The 14,784-nt window shown below is 56.8% G+C and carries 14 protein-coding genes; 7 read left to right on the top strand and 7 right to left on the bottom strand.

Going from position 1 to position 14,784, the window contains the following annotated elements:
- Window positions 1-65: 65 nt before the first annotated feature.
- Window positions 66-1,187, bottom strand: a complete 1,122-nt coding sequence (gene wzz(fepE), locus F3J29_RS18120; RefSeq protein WP_166868177.1) for an LPS O-antigen length regulator Wzz(fepE) — start codon at window positions 1,185-1,187, stop codon at window positions 66-68.
- A gap of 352 nt (window positions 1,188-1,539) precedes the next feature.
- On the bottom strand, window positions 1,540-2,490 hold the full coding sequence (locus F3J29_RS18115) for a LysR substrate-binding domain-containing protein (RefSeq protein WP_286175436.1): 951 nt from the start codon (window positions 2,488-2,490) through the stop codon (window positions 1,540-1,542).
- A 242-nt stretch (window positions 2,491-2,732) separates the two neighbouring features.
- Here F3J29_RS18115 and F3J29_RS18110 point away from each other — a divergent pair, with 242 nt between their 5' ends.
- The 4 genes from F3J29_RS18110 to F3J29_RS18095 are packed head-to-tail and all read left to right on the top strand — an operon-like array spanning window position 2,733 to window position 7,119.
- Complete coding sequence (locus F3J29_RS18110; protein ID WP_166868175.1) at window positions 2,733-4,094, top strand: MFS transporter; 1,362 nt, start codon at window positions 2,733-2,735, stop codon at window positions 4,092-4,094.
- Window positions 4,095-4,120: 26 nt separating this feature from the next.
- Window positions 4,121-4,624: a formaldehyde-activating enzyme gene (fae, locus tag F3J29_RS18105; RefSeq protein ID WP_353620561.1), complete on the top strand. Its 504-nt coding sequence runs from the start codon at window positions 4,121-4,123 to the stop codon at window positions 4,622-4,624.
- 9 nt (window positions 4,625-4,633) lie between these two features.
- A complete protein-coding gene (locus F3J29_RS18100; protein ID WP_166868171.1) occupies window positions 4,634-5,677 on the top strand; it encodes an aldo/keto reductase in 1,044 nt (347 codons plus the stop codon).
- Window positions 5,674-7,119 carry an NAD-dependent succinate-semialdehyde dehydrogenase gene (locus tag F3J29_RS18095; protein ID WP_166868169.1) on the top strand — a complete coding sequence of 482 codons (1,446 nt, stop codon included), beginning with the start codon at window positions 5,674-5,676 and terminating at the stop codon, window positions 7,117-7,119. Before F3J29_RS18100 ends, F3J29_RS18095 begins: the two co-directional genes overlap by 4 nt.
- Window positions 7,120-7,167: 48 nt before the next feature.
- On the opposite strand, the gene F3J29_RS18090 is transcribed toward F3J29_RS18095, so the two are convergent.
- Complete coding sequence (locus F3J29_RS18090) at window positions 7,168-8,295, bottom strand: multidrug effflux MFS transporter (protein WP_502706569.1); 1,128 nt, start codon at window positions 8,293-8,295, stop codon at window positions 7,168-7,170.
- A 93-nt stretch (window positions 8,296-8,388) separates the two neighbouring features.
- On the opposite strand from F3J29_RS18090, the gene F3J29_RS18085 reads away from it, so the two are divergent.
- Entirely contained in the window at window positions 8,389-9,162 is a 774-nt protein-coding gene (locus tag F3J29_RS18085; protein ID WP_166868167.1) for an AraC family transcriptional regulator, read from the top strand.
- Here the strand turns inward: F3J29_RS18085 and F3J29_RS18080 are convergent.
- Together F3J29_RS18080 and F3J29_RS18075 are read right to left on the bottom strand one after the other, a co-directional pair.
- Window positions 9,159-9,779 (bottom strand): LysE family translocator, encoded by a 621-nt coding sequence (locus tag F3J29_RS18080; protein ID WP_166868165.1) that lies wholly within the window; start codon window positions 9,777-9,779, stop codon window positions 9,159-9,161. The genes F3J29_RS18085 and F3J29_RS18080 overlap by 4 nt on opposite strands.
- Window positions 9,780-9,843: 64 nt before the next feature.
- A complete protein-coding gene (locus F3J29_RS18075; RefSeq protein WP_166868163.1) occupies window positions 9,844-10,482 on the bottom strand; it encodes a TetR/AcrR family transcriptional regulator in 639 nt (212 codons plus the stop codon).
- A 65-nt stretch (window positions 10,483-10,547) separates the two neighbouring features.
- Between F3J29_RS18075 and F3J29_RS18070 the strand changes: the two genes are divergently transcribed.
- On the top strand, window positions 10,548-11,744 hold the full coding sequence (locus F3J29_RS18070) for a TCR/Tet family MFS transporter (RefSeq protein WP_166868161.1): 1,197 nt from the start codon (window positions 10,548-10,550) through the stop codon (window positions 11,742-11,744).
- 47 nt (window positions 11,745-11,791) lie between these two features.
- Here F3J29_RS18070 and F3J29_RS18065 read toward each other — a convergent pair whose 3' ends face one another.
- Window positions 11,792-12,256 (bottom strand): Lrp/AsnC family transcriptional regulator, encoded by a 465-nt coding sequence (locus F3J29_RS18065; RefSeq protein ID WP_166868158.1) that lies wholly within the window; start codon window positions 12,254-12,256, stop codon window positions 11,792-11,794.
- Window positions 12,257-12,364: 108 nt separating this feature from the next.
- Between F3J29_RS18065 and F3J29_RS18060 the strand changes: the two genes are divergently transcribed.
- Window positions 12,365-12,976, top strand: a complete 612-nt coding sequence (locus F3J29_RS18060) for a LysE family translocator (protein WP_008458507.1) — start codon at window positions 12,365-12,367, stop codon at window positions 12,974-12,976.
- Window positions 12,977-13,011: 35 nt separating this feature from the next.
- On the opposite strand, the gene F3J29_RS18055 is transcribed toward F3J29_RS18060, so the two are convergent.
- On the bottom strand, window positions 13,012-14,562 hold the full coding sequence (locus tag F3J29_RS18055; RefSeq protein ID WP_166868156.1) for a methyl-accepting chemotaxis protein: 1,551 nt from the start codon (window positions 14,560-14,562) through the stop codon (window positions 13,012-13,014).
- Window positions 14,563-14,784: the final 222 nt, after the last annotated feature.

The raw sequence follows: 14,784 nt of genomic DNA, 5'->3' as shown, positions 1-14,784 counted from the left end.
GTTATAACCCTTATTCCCACAAGAAAAAAGCCTCCGAAAGGAGGCTTTAAAAGGAATGCAGCGCGCTAAACAATTTCCAGCTTTTTCTGTCTATCGGCCATGACATTGCGCAATAACACGTAGCCACAGGCGCCAATCAGGCCAAGCAAAGCGGCCAGCACGACGATGAGGGATTTCCCCGGACCTTCTTTTTTCAACGGCAAAGAAGGATTCATTTGATAGCGGAAGGGCTGGAAGTCAACGTCGTTAACCTTGACCTGCGCCAGTTTAGTTAGATAGTACTCCCGGTTTTGAACGCTGGCGTTTAATTGCGCCACATCTTTAAGCGCGGATTCAATCTTCAGTTTTTCGGCCAGCCCATCAGCCCCCAGCGCAACCGAGTAATCAGGGTCGTCTTTTACCGCTTGCCCATTGCTGTATACCGGCTTTTTAATTCCTGCCGCGTTAGCAACTTCAAGCGAGTAGCCCAGACGCTGAATATTCACTTTATGCTGGTTTTCGAGGTTTCTCTTATCCAGCTCGAGTTTATCTTTCTCTACTGCGCTTTTTAATTCAACGTTATAGCGTAAATTTTGCACAATATCCTGATTAACTCGCTGCGCAATAAAGTGAATATAACCGCTCAGCACGTCCCTGGCCTCTTCTGGATTCGGTCCAGTGAAGCTTAAAGACCATGAGGTATAGGGGGTGGCATCCGGCAGTTTAGAATCTGCGGTATTTACCGATTTGAATTTTGCAGCCGTTTCCTGAATAGCCTGGTGTAGTTTTACGCTATCGTCCGAGTTAACAGCATTAACAAGCTTTTTAACATACTCAGAATTGGCCAAATACTCTTCACGCAGCGCCTGCGAGTCAAAGTCTTTCAGGAAGGTTTGATAAACATGCCCGGCGTCGACATTAGGCGCTGCATCCAGAACCGTCAGCTCAACCATCGCGCGGTGCAACTCGATGAGCTGAGAGGATTCTGGCGGCGTAATAACGGCCTTGCTTGACCATTTCTGCGGCATCAAAAAGCTAACGCCCAACCCGGCTAATGCAGCAGCAAATGTGATGGCAATTATCGTTTTTTTTGCCGCGAAAAGGGTACTTAACAGGTGAATCAAATCAATTTCCTGATTCGATTCAGTTATCACCGAAAACGCACGGATATCTTCCACAGGAGCATTTTTTAATTCAATTGCGGACATGTTAACCAACTCATAATAGATGCCAGACGAAACTATACCGACAGGAAACCAATGGATTGAGCACAGAGCTAAATAACAACAAAATAATCAATGATATTTAACACCACGCATTCATAGAACCGAGCATGGTTGAAGAGAAGCAAAGCGTTGCGCCATTATTCCCAAGAATAATCCTAAAAACAACCACCAAATATTGAGGTTTGTTTTTTTTTCAGAAATAGAAATGCGATCCAACTCACTTTTCATGGCGTGTCGGGTCAGAGAACTGCGCTGAGTTTGGCGCAGCATACTCTCAGCATGTTGAGGAAATTAATCGAATAAAAAATATATGTTAACTCTCGTTGAGATCACATTAGAGAGAAAGGGCTATCGGTTCTTCACGGGAAAAAATCAGCTTTGCCCGGGAAGATTCCCCCTCTTCCTCCCCCCAAAAACGGGCGATCTCGGCCTGAACCCAGTCGCTAAAATAGCCGACTCGCGGTAACTCCCGCTTGCCCTGTGGGATCTCCAGCCAGTAACCATTTCCGCTTTCAAGCTCCAGCTCCGCCAGCGGCACCAATAATCCGCCCCGTAGCTCATTGCGGATCATCATCCTGTCGAGCACCGCATAGCCTGCCCCGGTCACGCAGGCGTTGATCACCTGATCCTCGGTGCTGAACTCAAGCCCGCCGGAAAGCAAGCTGTCCTTTTCTCCCGTCGCGGCAAGCCAGCGCGACCAGTTATCCAGCCGGATCTCGCCATTCAGGATATGCAGCTGCGGCTGTGAAGCCAGCGGCGGAAAAACACCGTCAACCATCAGCAGCGGGCTGGCCACCAGCAGCAGTTTTTCATGGCAAAGCCACTGCCCCCGCCCTTCACTTTCCTGGCGGGTACCGAAACGGATGGCACAGTCAAAATCGCTGTATTTCTGCCGGGTTTCACTGATGAGGGCAATTTGTAGCTGACCGTTGCGCTGGCGAAGCGCTACCAGCCGCGGAGCCAGCCAGCGCGTGGCGAAGGTCGGCGCGACCTGCAGGCGCAGGTGCTGCAGGGGATTGCGAAGCTGAACGTGGCACAAACCCTCTTCAAGAATATCCAGCGACTGGCGCACTACCGGCAGCAGCAGTATCGCGTCCTGGGTCAGCTCCAGCCCGCTGTGGGTACGCACGAACAACAGTTTGCCGAGAAACGCTTCGAGCTGCTTGATCTGCCGGCTGGCCGCGCTCTGAGTAATACACAAGGCCTGCGCCGCCTTGCTAAAGCTAAGCGTCCGGCAGGTCTCTTCAAAGACTCTTAACATACTGAGTGACGGAAGTTTTCTCATTGTTGTCATTATCCGCGGGCGAGCGCCAGTCATGTTAATAATATGTTTCTAACCTGCCCTGAAACACCATCCCCCGCCGTACCTATTTCTGTAAAACAGGAGGAGGATCACATGCGTTTTTCGCCTGGGGGTATGACTAAAACGCACTCGCCTGCTGATGCGTTTTGCTGCCACATTGTTAACGAACATGAAGCATAAAAAATACAAATACCCTACAAAACCACCTCACAGGAGGAGGCATCATGTCCCACCTGACACAACAGTACACCCGTATGGATGACGTGCCGTTAAACCGTTTCCATATCAAAATCGCCGGCCTGACCTTCGGCGCGCACTTTACCGACGGCTACGTGCTCGGCGTGATCGGCTTCGCCCTGGCCCAGATCAAACCTCAAATGGGATTAACGCCCTTCTGGGAAGGGATGCTCGGCAGCTCGGCGCTGATCGGCCTGTTTCTCGGCAGCCTGGTGTTGGGCTGGATCTCCGATTACGTTGGCCGCCAGAAGATCTTCTGTTTCAGTTTTGTGGTGATTACGCTCGCTTCGGCGCTGCAGTTTTTCGCGACAACGCCAGAACAGTTGTTCTTCTTGCGGGTAATGGTCGGCATCGGCCTCGGCGGCGACTTCTCCGTCGGCCACACTATGCTGGCAGAGTTTTCCCCCCGTAAACACCGCGGCGTCCTGCTTGGTTCCTTCAGCGTGATCTGGACCTTTGGCTACGTCGCCGCAGGTTTTGCCGGGCATTTCCTGACGGCGCTTGGGCCGGACGCCTGGCGCTGGCTGCTCTCTTCTTCCGCCCTGCCCGCGCTGATTATTCTGCTGATGCGCATCGGCACGCCGGAATCCCCGCGCTGGCTGATGGGCAAAGGGCGACGAGAACAGGCGATGGCGATTGTCCATAAACACTTCGGCCCTAACGTGCTGCTGGTAGATGAAGCACCGGTCGCCTCGAAACAGCGCTTTATGTCGCTGTTCGGGCCGAAATACCGCCGCCGCACCGCCTTCAACAGTCTGTTTTTTGTCTGCCTGGTGATCCCGTATTTCGCCATCTACACCTTCCTGCCGTCGATTCTGCAGGTGATGGGGCTGAACAATAACTTCACCACCGACCTGCTGCTGAACGCCCTGCTGATCGTCGGCGCGCTGCTCGGGATCCTGTTGACGGTGGTCTGCTCGCGTCGCGGCTTCCTGATCGGTTCATTTGTCTTCCTCGCCGTCTGCCTGGTAATGCTCAGCATTATTCCGGTCGGCCAGTCCGGCTGGCTAATTCTGTTCTTTGCCGCCTTCACGCTGGTGATGTCGGCGGTCAGCAACCTGGTGGGCGTCTTCCCGGCAGAAAGCTTCCCGACGGAAGTGCGCTCGATGGGCGTCGGCTTTGCCACCTCCATGAGCCGCCTCGGCTCCGCCATTGGCACCGGCTTACTGCCGCTGGCCATTCTGAATTACGGCATGCAGGCCACCACCGGCATGCTGGCGCTGATCCTCATCATCGGGGCCGTTGTCTCTCTCGCCTGGGCGCCTGAAACCAAAGGGTTAACCCTGGTCGATGCCGCTCACGATCCGGCCCAGCGCCACGGCAATGCCGCCGCTGAACCGGCTAAATAACGCTCATGCTTAACAGGAGAAGTCTCGTGGAAATGTATATCGGAGAAGGGTTTGAAGGTAACGGCGTTAACGCCTCGCACATCAACATCATGATTGGCCCACGCAGCGGCGTGGTTGGCCAGGCGTTTTCCAGCAGCCTCGCTTCGCCAAGCCAGGGTCATTGCCCGTTTATGGTGGTGATCAAACCTAACGTTCCGGCCAAACCGATGACGCTGTACGTCAACAAAGCGGAAATCAGCGGCGAACTGCACGGCAATGCCACCTGGGGAGCCTCTCAGGCCGCCATCGCCAAAGCGGTCACCGAAGCGCTTCTGGACGGCACGCTGCCGCCGGAAGCGGAAGACAACTGGTGCATCGTCACCGCCAACTGGGTCAATCCCGGCTGCAACGATATCGACGCGGTGTACCACAACAATTACCGCGCCTGCCGCCAGGCCATCCGCGCGGCGATGGGCAAACTGCCGCAGCGCGGCCAGATTGCCGACGCCCTGCCGCAGCTCGGTAACCCTTTCTACACCCCAAAAGCCTGAGGAGGCGAAATGGAATACGTCAATCTGGGCCACAGCGGCCTGAAAGTCTCTCGCCTGTGCCTCGGCACCATGAACATGGGCAGCAAACAGTGGAAACCGTGGATTTTTGACGAGTCCCAAAGCGAGCCGCTGATCCGCCACGCGCTGGAATCCGGCATTAACTTTATCGACCTCGCGGACTTCTACTCCAGCGGCGCGGGGGAAGAAGTGGTCGGCAACGTGTTAAAACGCATTGCCCGCCGCGACGATCTGGTGCTGACCACCAAAGTCGGTTACCCGATCGGCACCGGCTTTAACAATCAGGGCCATTCCCGCAAGCACATCATGGAAAGCATCGACGGTAGCCTGAAACGCCTCGGCACCGACTACGTCGATATCTACATGCTGCACTACTTCGACGTGAATACGCCTGTCGAAGAGACCTGGGCGGCGATGAACGACATCGTGCGCAGCGGCAAAGCACGCTACGTCGGCGTTTCCACCATGTACACCTGGCAACTGGCGAAAATCCTTTGGTGCTGCGAGCGCTACGGCTATGCGAAGCCCATCAACATGCAGCTGCAGCTGAACTGCGCCTACCGCGAAGAAGAGCGGGAAATGATCCCTTTCTGCCGCGACCAGGGGCTTGGCGTGTCAGTCTTTAGCCCGCTGGCTCGCGGCCTGCTGAGCTGTGACTTTACCTCCGTGCGCAACCAGACCGACTTCTTCACCCAGGAGATGTATGCGGACATCACTTCCCGCAACGTCGCGCAATCCGTCAGCCATGTAGCCCAGCTGCGCGGCCTGCCTCCGGCGCAAATTGCTCAGGCGTGGGTCCTGAACCATCCGGGCGTGGACTGCATGCTGGTTGGTGCCGATTCCGCACAGCAAATTGACAGCGCAGTTGCTGCGCTCGGTACAACGCTGGATGAAGATGAGCGTTACGAACTGGAGCGTAACTACACGCCGTGCGACGTCATCAACGACTACACCGCTGGCAAACGTATTGCGCGTGAGAGCCGTGCCGCTCGCGGCCTGTTTATCGACAACGTAACCACAAGGAATATCGCATGAGCAGCTTTGACGCACTGGTTCGTACCGGCTGGTACTGCAACGGTGAATGGCGGGATGAAGCCGAGCGCTATGCCGTATTAAACCCGGCAACAGATGAAGTGGTGGCTCTGGTCGCCAACGCCGGAACAAAGGAAACCGAGGCGGCCATCGCTGCAGCGCACGCCGCCCTGCCCGCCTGGCGCGCATTAACCGCCAAAGCCCGCTCGCAGATCCTCCAGCGCTGGTTCGCGCTAATCATGGAGCATCAGGCCGAACTGGCGGAACTGATGGTCACCGAACAGGGCAAAGTGCTGGCTGAGGCCAAAGGTGAAGTGGCCTACGCCGCCAGCTTTATCGAATGGTTTGCCGAGGAAGCCAAACGCGCCAACGGCAAAACGATTCCTTCCCCGAAAGTCGGCAACCAAATCCTCACCTTCAAGGAGCCCGTCGGCGTGGTCGCGGCTATTACCCCGTGGAACTTCCCGCTGGCGATGCTGACCCGCAAACTTGGCCCTGCGCTGGCGGCGGGCTGCACCGCCGTGATTAAACCGGCGAATGAAACGCCGCTTTCGGCCTTCGCGCTTATCGTGCTTGCCGAACGGGCAGGCGTCCCGGCGGGCGTGATTAACGCCGTCACCGGTGACACTGTGGCAATCGGCAGCGCGCTGATGGCAAGCCCAACGGTACGTAAAATCTCCTTCACCGGCTCCACGCCAACCGGCAAGCTGCTAATGCGCCAGGCGGCGGATACCGTGAAAAAACTGTCGCTGGAGCTGGGCGGTAACGCGCCGTTTATCGTCTTTGACGATGCGGACATTGACGCTGCCGTCGAGGGGGCGATGGCCGCTAAGTTCCGCAACAGCGGGCAAACTTGCGTATGCGTTAACCGCTTCTACGTTCAGGCCGGCGTGTATGAGCAGTTTGTTGAGAAACTTGCCGCCGCCGCACGGGCGCTGAAAGTTGCCCCTGGCCTGACGCCAGGCGCTCAGCAGGGGCCGCTGATTCACCAGAAAGCGGTTGAGAAAGTGGAAGCCCATGTAAAAGACGCTCTTGAGCACGGCGCACGCCTGCTGTGCGGCGGCGAGCGTCACGCCCTCGGCGCATCGTTCTACCAGCCTACCGTGCTGGCCGATGCTACCGAGGCCATGCTGCTGGCCCGCGAGGAAACCTTCGGCCCGCTGGCGGCCTGCTTCCGCTTCAGCGATGAACTGGAGGCGATTGCACGCGCCAATGGCACGCCGTTTGGCCTTGCAGCCTATCTTTATACCCGCGATCTGGCTCGCGCCTTCCGGGTTACACAGCAGCTGGAAAGCGGCATGGTCGGCGTTAATGAAGGGATTATCTCCACGGAAGTCGCGCCTTTCGGCGGCGTGAAGGAGTCCGGCCTGGGCCGCGAAGGCGCCGACTGTGGACTAGAAGAGTACCTGGAAACCAAGTATGTGAATCTGGGTGGACTGCTGTAACTGTTGCCTTAGCGATGCGCCCTCTCCACGAGGAGAGGGCGCATCATATTATCTCCGTAAATGTTTCCAACCGATAAGCGTAATGCCCACGGCGCATACGATCAGCGTCATATCCAGCCGTTGTCCCCAGCCGGCAACGAAAAGCCCGGCGCCAATCAGCACATAATAGACCAGGCCGAAAAGTGCGCCAGCCGTGCCCCGGCAATCCGTGTAGGCGCTGAGCGCAGTGCCAAGCACCACCGGAATTGCCATCGAAAAGGCCAGCATCACCATAAACATCGGTGCCAGAAACCACGGGCTGGCCGACAGCAGGCCAACGCCCAGGCTCCCGATCAGGCCCCAGATACAGGCGATGCGTAAAAGCGTGGCTGAACTCGTGCCGCGCTGGATGAGTTGATGGTTAAGCTGCGCGCCAGCCAAAGAGCCAAGCGCCAGCAGGACACCGCTCAATCCAAATGTACCGGGCTCCATGCCAAACCGCTCAAACATAAACGGCGCCAGGCCGTAATAGCTGAACAGGCTCACGTTAAACAGCGCGACCAGCGCCGTAGCACGCCAGATCTGCATATCTTTCAGCATTCGCACCGCGACGCTGGCGATGGACTGACTCTGATGCTGCGCAGAGCGAGTTTCTTCCAGCCGCCAGGCGCTCCAGATAAAGAGCAGCAGGGCAAGCGCCACAAGAGCATCAAACACTCCCCGGAATCCGCCCCAGGAAACAAGCATCCCGCCCGCCCACAGGCCTATTGCCGGGCTTACCGCCAGCGCAATGCCCATAAAAGCGAAGATCTTTGCCAGCGTCTGCCCGCTAAAGCGGTCCCGGAGTATCGTCTGGGTAACAACCGATCCGGCCGCCGCACCAAAGGCCGCGATAACGCGTGCCGCGAGCAGCAGTCTGAAATCGTGCGCCAGCAGCGCAAGGACCGACCCTACTGCGTAGCATGCCAGGCCCAGCAACAGCGCTGGCTTACGGCCGGCCAGATCGCATACCCGCCCCCAGACCAGAACGCCGAGGGCAAAGCCCGGGAAATAAATGGACAGCGTCCAGGATGCATCCTGCGCGCTGACCGCGAAATACCCGGCAATATCGGTCAGTGCCGGGCTATAAAAGGTTTCCACAATCTGCGGAAACATCAGTAGCGCCGTTAAGAGCGCCATACCGCGATGTGTTTTCACAATACATCCTCCTCAAAAAGAGGCGCTATTGTAGGAGAACGTCAGATGAATCATTATAAACATCAGGTCATTTAATATCGGAAATCAGACATTATGGGCTGGCTAAGTGCCGACGCAGAATTTAACCCCGATATGCTGAATAACAGCGTGATTGGCGTGCAGGCCGAACTGGGGGATCATGACTCCGGGCTGCATCTGCACCGAATGGGGCAACTGCTGTTTACCCGGGAGGGCTGCGTGAAGTTGACGCTGCATCAGGGCCGGATGCTGTCTTTGCTGCCGCCGGGCAAAGTCGCCTGGCTCCCCGGCGGCGTAAGCCATCGGGCCGAAATGAAAAATAGCGTGGCCTACCGTTCAATCTGGTTCGACCCGGTACGCTACCCTACGCTGCCCGCCGACGCGCAGGTGCTGAACGTCACGCCGTTGCTCCGCGAGCTGCTGGAAAGGATCTCGGCCAGCCCCTGGGAAACAAGCTGGGAGCAGGGTGCGGCGATGCACATGGCCGGCCTGTGCGTCGCCGAGCTACAGGCCGCAAGGGAAGAACCGATGACGCTTCGCTTCCCGCAGGATAAACGATTACGCCACCTGACCGGCGACACGCTGCCGCCGCTGCTTCACGAACTGGCCGCCGTAGCCGGCGCAAGCGAGCGCACCATTGGCCGTATCTTCCGCCGGGAAACGGGTCTTTCCTACCAGCAATGGCGGCAGCAGTGGCGCCTGATGAAAGCGGTTGAAATGCTGGCCAGCCACGCACGCCTCACCGTGATTGCCGGTGAACTCGGTTTTTCAAGCGACAGCGCCTTTATCTATTTTTACCGCAGCATGACCGGACACACGCCGGGCGCGCTGACGGCAAAACAGGCTTAACGTCGGCTGACGGCCAGCCTGGCGGCAAAAAGCAGGAACACGCAGCCGGTAAGGCGATCCATCCACTTTACGACCCCAGGCTTTCGGAGCACGCCGGAAGCGTAGCGCGTGGCAAGAATCAGCGTCAGGGACCAAAGCGTACCGAGCACCACATGAATAGAAACCAGCAGGAAAGTCCAGAGGATCGGGGAGTGGCCGGAGGGGATAAACTGCGGCAGGAAAGAGACGTAGAACACGCCCATTTTCGGGTTAAGCACGTTACCTAACATGCCGCGTAAAAACCAATTATTGGCCCGGGTTGATTCCGCGGAAGCGAGGCTATAACTCTGGCGAGGACGCAACAGCAGCTGAATACCCAGCCAGCATAAATACGCGGCGCCGCACCACTTCAGCAAAGTGTAGGCAAATTCAGACACAGCCAGTAGAGCACCGAGCCCGAAGGCAACCAGTGCCCCCCAGACAAAACAGCCTACGTCGATGCCCAGCGCGGCATGAAAGGCTTTTTTGCCCCCTTCAGCAGCGGCGGTTCGCAGGATAAGCGCGGTATCGAGACCAGGGGTAAGCGTGAGCAGAGTGGCAGCTAGCGTGAAAGCAAGAAGCGCATCGGTGACGGACATTTTTCTAACTCCGAAAACGATAAATCTACTGAAATTCAGCTCAGCCGACAATGCCCTGATGCCGTTATTTTTCGCCGTAAACTGTCCCGTTCATTGCCGCGATAACGCCCGCGGTTCCCCTGTCGATCAGGTCAAGAAACACGGCGGCGGCGGCGGCATTGCTCAGCGTCTGGCTAAAAGTTCGATGAGCCTGAATCAGCGCCGCGCTCCACGTGGCCAGCACCAGGCCCGCCGCCAGTTGAGTGTGTGGGTCGCTTTTTTCAAGGCCGGCCCCGGCGGCCAGCTCATGCGCCAGCGCCTGGGCAAATTCATCCCGTATCTCTCTGGCTCTCGCTTTCAGTGCCGGGCTGTGCTCAATCGTCGAGACAAACCCCTGCCCCGCCACGGAGAAAGCCACCACCGGGCTATTCTGCTCCACCAGATGGTGAGCAAAGCGACGCAGCGCTTCCAGCGGCCCCGTGTTTTTATCCCGCTGACTCAGCGCACGGCGCAGCATCTCCAGCCCCTCTGCTTCGCGGTCGAAGAACATCTCCTCTTTGCGCGGAAAGTGGTTGAACACCGTCATTCTCCCCACCTCTGCCGCCGCGGCGATTTCATCAATTGTCACTTGCTCAAAGCCCTTCTCCAGAAAAAGACGGGTGGCGACGTTAGATATTTTCTGACGGGTGGCGAGACGATTAAGCGTTCGGCGATCGACGGACATTGACAGGATCCTGCGGAATGGATAATTATGTACTGAGTATATATTGGTACTTGATACAGGTAAACATGAACAAAGCGCTGGTTGTCATTTTCTCCACCATTTGCCTGGATGCCGTCGGCATCGGCCTTATCTTTCCGATTCTGCCACGCCTGCTGGAAGAGGTGACGCACACGCCGGATATCGCCCACTGGATCGGCATCATGACCGCGCTGTATGCCCTGATGCAGTTTGTTTTCGCCCCGCTGCTGGGGGCGCTGAGCGACAACTATGGCCGCCGCCCCGTGCTGCTCGTTTCCCTTGTCGGAGCCGCCGTGAATTACTTGATCATGGCCTTCGCGCCGCACCTGTGGATGCTGCTGCTGGGCCGCGCCATTGCCGGGCTGACCAGCGCAAACGTCTCGGTGGCGATGGCTTACATCACCGACGTCACCCCGGCGGATAAACGCGCCCGTCGCTTCGGACTGTTTAACGCCATGTTTGGCGCCGGATTTATCATCGGCCCGGTGCTGGGCGGCCTGCTGGGTGATGCCTGGGTGCGGCTGCCGTTTATTGCGGCTGCCGGGCTAAACACCGTTAACCTGCTGATGGCGCTGTGTATGCTGCCGGAATCACGCAACCCCGCCCGCCAGCGGTTCAGTTTTGCCACGCTTAATCCCCTGCAGCCTCTGCGCCGCATTTTCACCCTGAAAGGGCTTATTCCTATCGCGATGGTTTTCTTCATTTTGAGCGCAACCGGCGAAGTGTATGGCACCTGCTGGGCGCTTTGGGGGACCGATACTTTCGGCTGGAACGGGCTGTGGATTGGGCTTTCTCTGGGGGCCTACGGTATCTGCCAGACGCTCACACAGGCGCTGCTTCCCGGCCCAATAACGCGCTGGCTGGGGGAACGCGGCGCGGTACTGTTTGGCATTTTTAGTTCGTGTATTGCGCTGACGATGCTGGCCTTTGTGCAGGCAGGCTGGCAGGTGTTTCTGATTATGCCGCTGTTCGGGCTGGGCGGCGTGGGCACCCCGGCCCTGCAGGCGCTGGCCACCCGCAGGGTAGATGAAGCGAGCCAGGGCCAGCTGCAGGGTATTTTGGCCTCGGCGATCAGCCTCGCCTCTATCATTGCCCCACTGGGCTTCTCAAGTTTCTATTTTGTGGTGCAGGATTCCTGGCCCGGCGCTATCTGGCTGTCGGTGATTGTGGTATACGCCATTGCCGTGCCGCTGGTGTTATTCAGCACCCGCGGCAAAAGTGAAATACAACCGATAAGCCCATAAAGCAGCCAGAGAGCGATGGCGGAAAAATCACATCGTAACATGCAGGCCTATTTTAACTTCTCCAGCGGAAAGGGCCTGTCCTGTACCACGGTCTTCATCACCAACGTCGAGCGGAGATGCTGCACGCCAGGCATGGCCGATAGTTTTCTGTCATACAGCGCCTGGAACGAAGGCAGATCCCGGGTGACGACCTGCATCAGATAGTCCGGGTCGCCAAACAGTCTCTGCGCCAGCACAATTTGCGGGATATCTTCCACGGCTTCTTCAAACGCGCTGACGGCCTTTCTGTCCCCTTCTTTGAGCGTCGCAAAGACCAGAGCCACAAAATTAAAGCCCATCTTGCCCGGGTCGAGGTTAGCCCGATAGCCCGTAATGACCCCCTCTTGCTCCAGCGCTCTGAGCCGACGATGGCACGGCGAGAGGCTGAGGTTAACCCGCTCAGCCAGCTCGGTAATGGACAGACGCCCATCGGCCTGGAGTTCAGCAAGAATTTTTCTGTCTACGCTATCCATTTGGAATATTCTCTCTTTTAACCAGAGTTTTGAGCATAACATTGAAAGCCCATTGCCGGGGATTAACCGTATTCTTTCTTTCCCGTTATCCAAGAGAGAAATACCATCATGGCGATGAGCCTTGCCGCAGGATTCTGGCTGGTTTCGTTCCTGCTCATCATCACCCCTGGGGCTGACTGGGCTTACACCATCAGCGCCGGAATCAATGGCCGCAGAATTATTCCCGCCGTGGCCGGACTGATGTCGGGCCATGCTATCGCGACAATCATTGTTGTTGCCGGCGTGGGGGTTCTGCTCGCCGGGCATCCGCTCGCTTTATCCGTCCTCACGCTGCTGGGTGCGCTCTATTTGCTCTGGCTTGGCCTCACGATTTTGCGCAGCCCTCCCGGGCTGAACGCCGCCGCTCAGAACAACGGCAACTGGCAACAGTGGGCCATCAAAGGGATGTGTATCAGCGGCCTGAATCCAAAAGTGTTTCTGCTTTTTCTGGCCCTTTTACCGCAGTTTACCGATCCACAGGGGAAGTGGTCAGTGGCGCAGCAGATGTCCGCTCTGGGTGCGATGCACCTGGTGACCTGTACCCTGATTTATCTCTTGATCGGTTACGGTTCAAGAGCGCTGTTAAGCACCCGCCCACAGGCCGCCCGCAGGGTGAGTATGCTTTCGGGTGTCCTCATGGTAATCATTGCGCTGCTGCTGATTTACGAGCAGTTGAAATAGCGAAAAAAGGAGGCAGGATAGCTGCCTCTGATGAACTACGCCTGATGTAGGGTGAAGGCACGAATACTGTTGAGCAACAAGCCGGACTGCTCCTTCAGAGAACCGCTGGCCGCGGAGGACTGCTCAACCAGGGAAGCGTTTTGCTGAGTGGTGGTATCAATCTGCCCCATTGCAGCATTAATTTGCGCGATGCCGTCGCTTTGCTCATGACTCGCTCTGGCAATTTCATCCACCAGTTGCTGCACGCGGGCAACGTTTTCAACAATGTCCTGCATCCCCTCATCCGCTTCTGTGACCAGCTTACGGCCATCGGTGATTTTGTTCACGGACGCGCTAATGATGTCACGAATCTCTTTCGCGGAAGCCGAACTTCTCTGGGCCAGCGTTCTCACTTCCCCGGCCACCACGGCAAAACCGCGTCCCTGCTCTCCGGCTCTGGCAGCCTCAACGGCGGCATTTAATGCCAGGATATTCGTCTGGAAAGCAATCCCTTCAATGGCCGTGATGATATCGGTCATCCGGCCTGCATCAGCATGGATTTCGCCCATTGCATCGGCGACGACATGCATACGTTCGCTGTTAGCCTTGACCATTTCTCCGGACTCGTTAAACAACGCATTCACCCGATGGGCATGACTGGCGGTGCTCTTGATCGTCGACGTTAGCTGCTCTAAGGTCGCGGCAGTTTGTTCGACGCTCGCCGCCTGTTCCTCTGTTCGTGAGGCGAGATCCTGGTTCCCGGCATCAATTTCATCCGCTGCCAGAGCGATACTTTCCGCACCGGCGCTGACGTTCCTCACCGTCCCCCCAAGCGAAGTAATCATTTCCTTCAATGAATGCATGAGTTGCCCCAGCTCATCCTTCGCATGCACATGCACTTTGGCGGTGAGATCGCCCTGCGCCACTCTGGCTGCAACGTTAACCGCCTGCTGCAGCGGGTGCGTTATACTGCGGGTTATGTACCAGGCCGTTGCCGCCCCCAGCGCCACACCCAGCGCCACGAGTAGCAACATGAGCAGCTCATTATTACGAGAGTTTTTCTGAATACTGGCATGCGTGTGGTCGATAAGCTGCTTCTGGAAATCCAGCAGGGCCTGCAGCGCCTGCCGGTATTCTTCGCTTACCGGGATAAAACGTTCCGAGATATAGGTATCCATGCCCTCAAGTTCATTCCGCTCAGTCCGGGCTAACCCCTCGGAACGAACCTGCAGGTACTTTTCTCGCACGGGCACAAGATTCGCCAGTAGATGCTTACCGGTTTCCAGTGCGATCAGAGACGTGAGCTGCGCCTGAACCCGGGTTGTTATCGCCGAATTCTGAGCAATACTGGCGAGCAGTTTTTTACGCAACAGCACATTTTCAGTCCCCATTGCCGCGATAGCGTTCCCGCTGCTCTTGTCGACCTGCGCCAGCCATTCCTCGACCAGCCTTTCCTTCAGCAAATGCTGGTTAATCATCTCATCGACGGCGTGAACATTGTGCCGACTGAACAGGCTGGCGCCGATACCCATCAGAATCATCAAAAACAACAGCAGGAAAAAACCGCCGCTCAGCCTGACGCCTACGCGCATATTAGTTAGTTTCATTCTTGTTCCTTAGAAAACCACATCCCAGAGAGATCCCCGGCGGCTGGCGCGAGGGAGTGGCGTGTTTTGTAACCACGTTGTTAACCGATATCGGAGGTAGCGGTTATTTCTGCAGGCAAAAACCAGGGGGGAAAGGTCGATAAAGCAGCATTTTGACCCAAAGCGATGCTTTAATGTGATACAAGTCACAATAAAAAGTTATTGAAAAATAAAAAGCTCCGG

The organism is Enterobacter sp. Cy-643, assembly GCF_011752815.1.
Taxonomy (GTDB): domain Bacteria; phylum Pseudomonadota; class Gammaproteobacteria; order Enterobacterales; family Enterobacteriaceae; genus Cedecea.
Note: the sequence above shows the minus strand (reverse complement) of the source record. Positions and strands in the feature narration are given on the sequence as shown.

Excerpts from the sequence above, each read along its gene's own strand:
- F3J29_RS18115 (WP_286175436.1), bottom strand. The coding sequence starts at position 2,490 with ATGAGAAAACTTCCGTCACTCAGTATGTTAAGAGTCTTTGAAGAGACC.
- F3J29_RS18110 (WP_166868175.1), top strand. The coding sequence starts at position 2,733 with ATGTCCCACCTGACACAACAGTACACCCGTATGGATGACGTGCCGTTA.
- F3J29_RS18100 (WP_166868171.1), top strand. The coding sequence starts at position 4,634 with ATGGAATACGTCAATCTGGGCCACAGCGGCCTGAAAGTCTCTCGCCTG.
- F3J29_RS18095 (WP_166868169.1), top strand. The coding sequence starts at position 5,674 with ATGAGCAGCTTTGACGCACTGGTTCGTACCGGCTGGTACTGCAACGGT.
- F3J29_RS18085 (WP_166868167.1), top strand. The coding sequence starts at position 8,389 with ATGGGCTGGCTAAGTGCCGACGCAGAATTTAACCCCGATATGCTGAAT.
- F3J29_RS18080 (WP_166868165.1), bottom strand. The coding sequence starts at position 9,779 with ATGTCCGTCACCGATGCGCTTCTTGCTTTCACGCTAGCTGCCACTCTG.
- F3J29_RS18075 (WP_166868163.1), bottom strand. The coding sequence starts at position 10,482 with ATGTCCGTCGATCGCCGAACGCTTAATCGTCTCGCCACCCGTCAGAAA.
- F3J29_RS18070 (WP_166868161.1), top strand. The coding sequence starts at position 10,548 with ATGAACAAAGCGCTGGTTGTCATTTTCTCCACCATTTGCCTGGATGCC.
- F3J29_RS18065 (WP_166868158.1), bottom strand. The coding sequence starts at position 12,256 with ATGGATAGCGTAGACAGAAAAATTCTTGCTGAACTCCAGGCCGATGGG.
- F3J29_RS18060 (WP_008458507.1), top strand. The coding sequence starts at position 12,365 with ATGGCGATGAGCCTTGCCGCAGGATTCTGGCTGGTTTCGTTCCTGCTC.
- F3J29_RS18055 (WP_166868156.1), bottom strand. The coding sequence starts at position 14,562 with ATGAAACTAACTAATATGCGCGTAGGCGTCAGGCTGAGCGGCGGTTTT.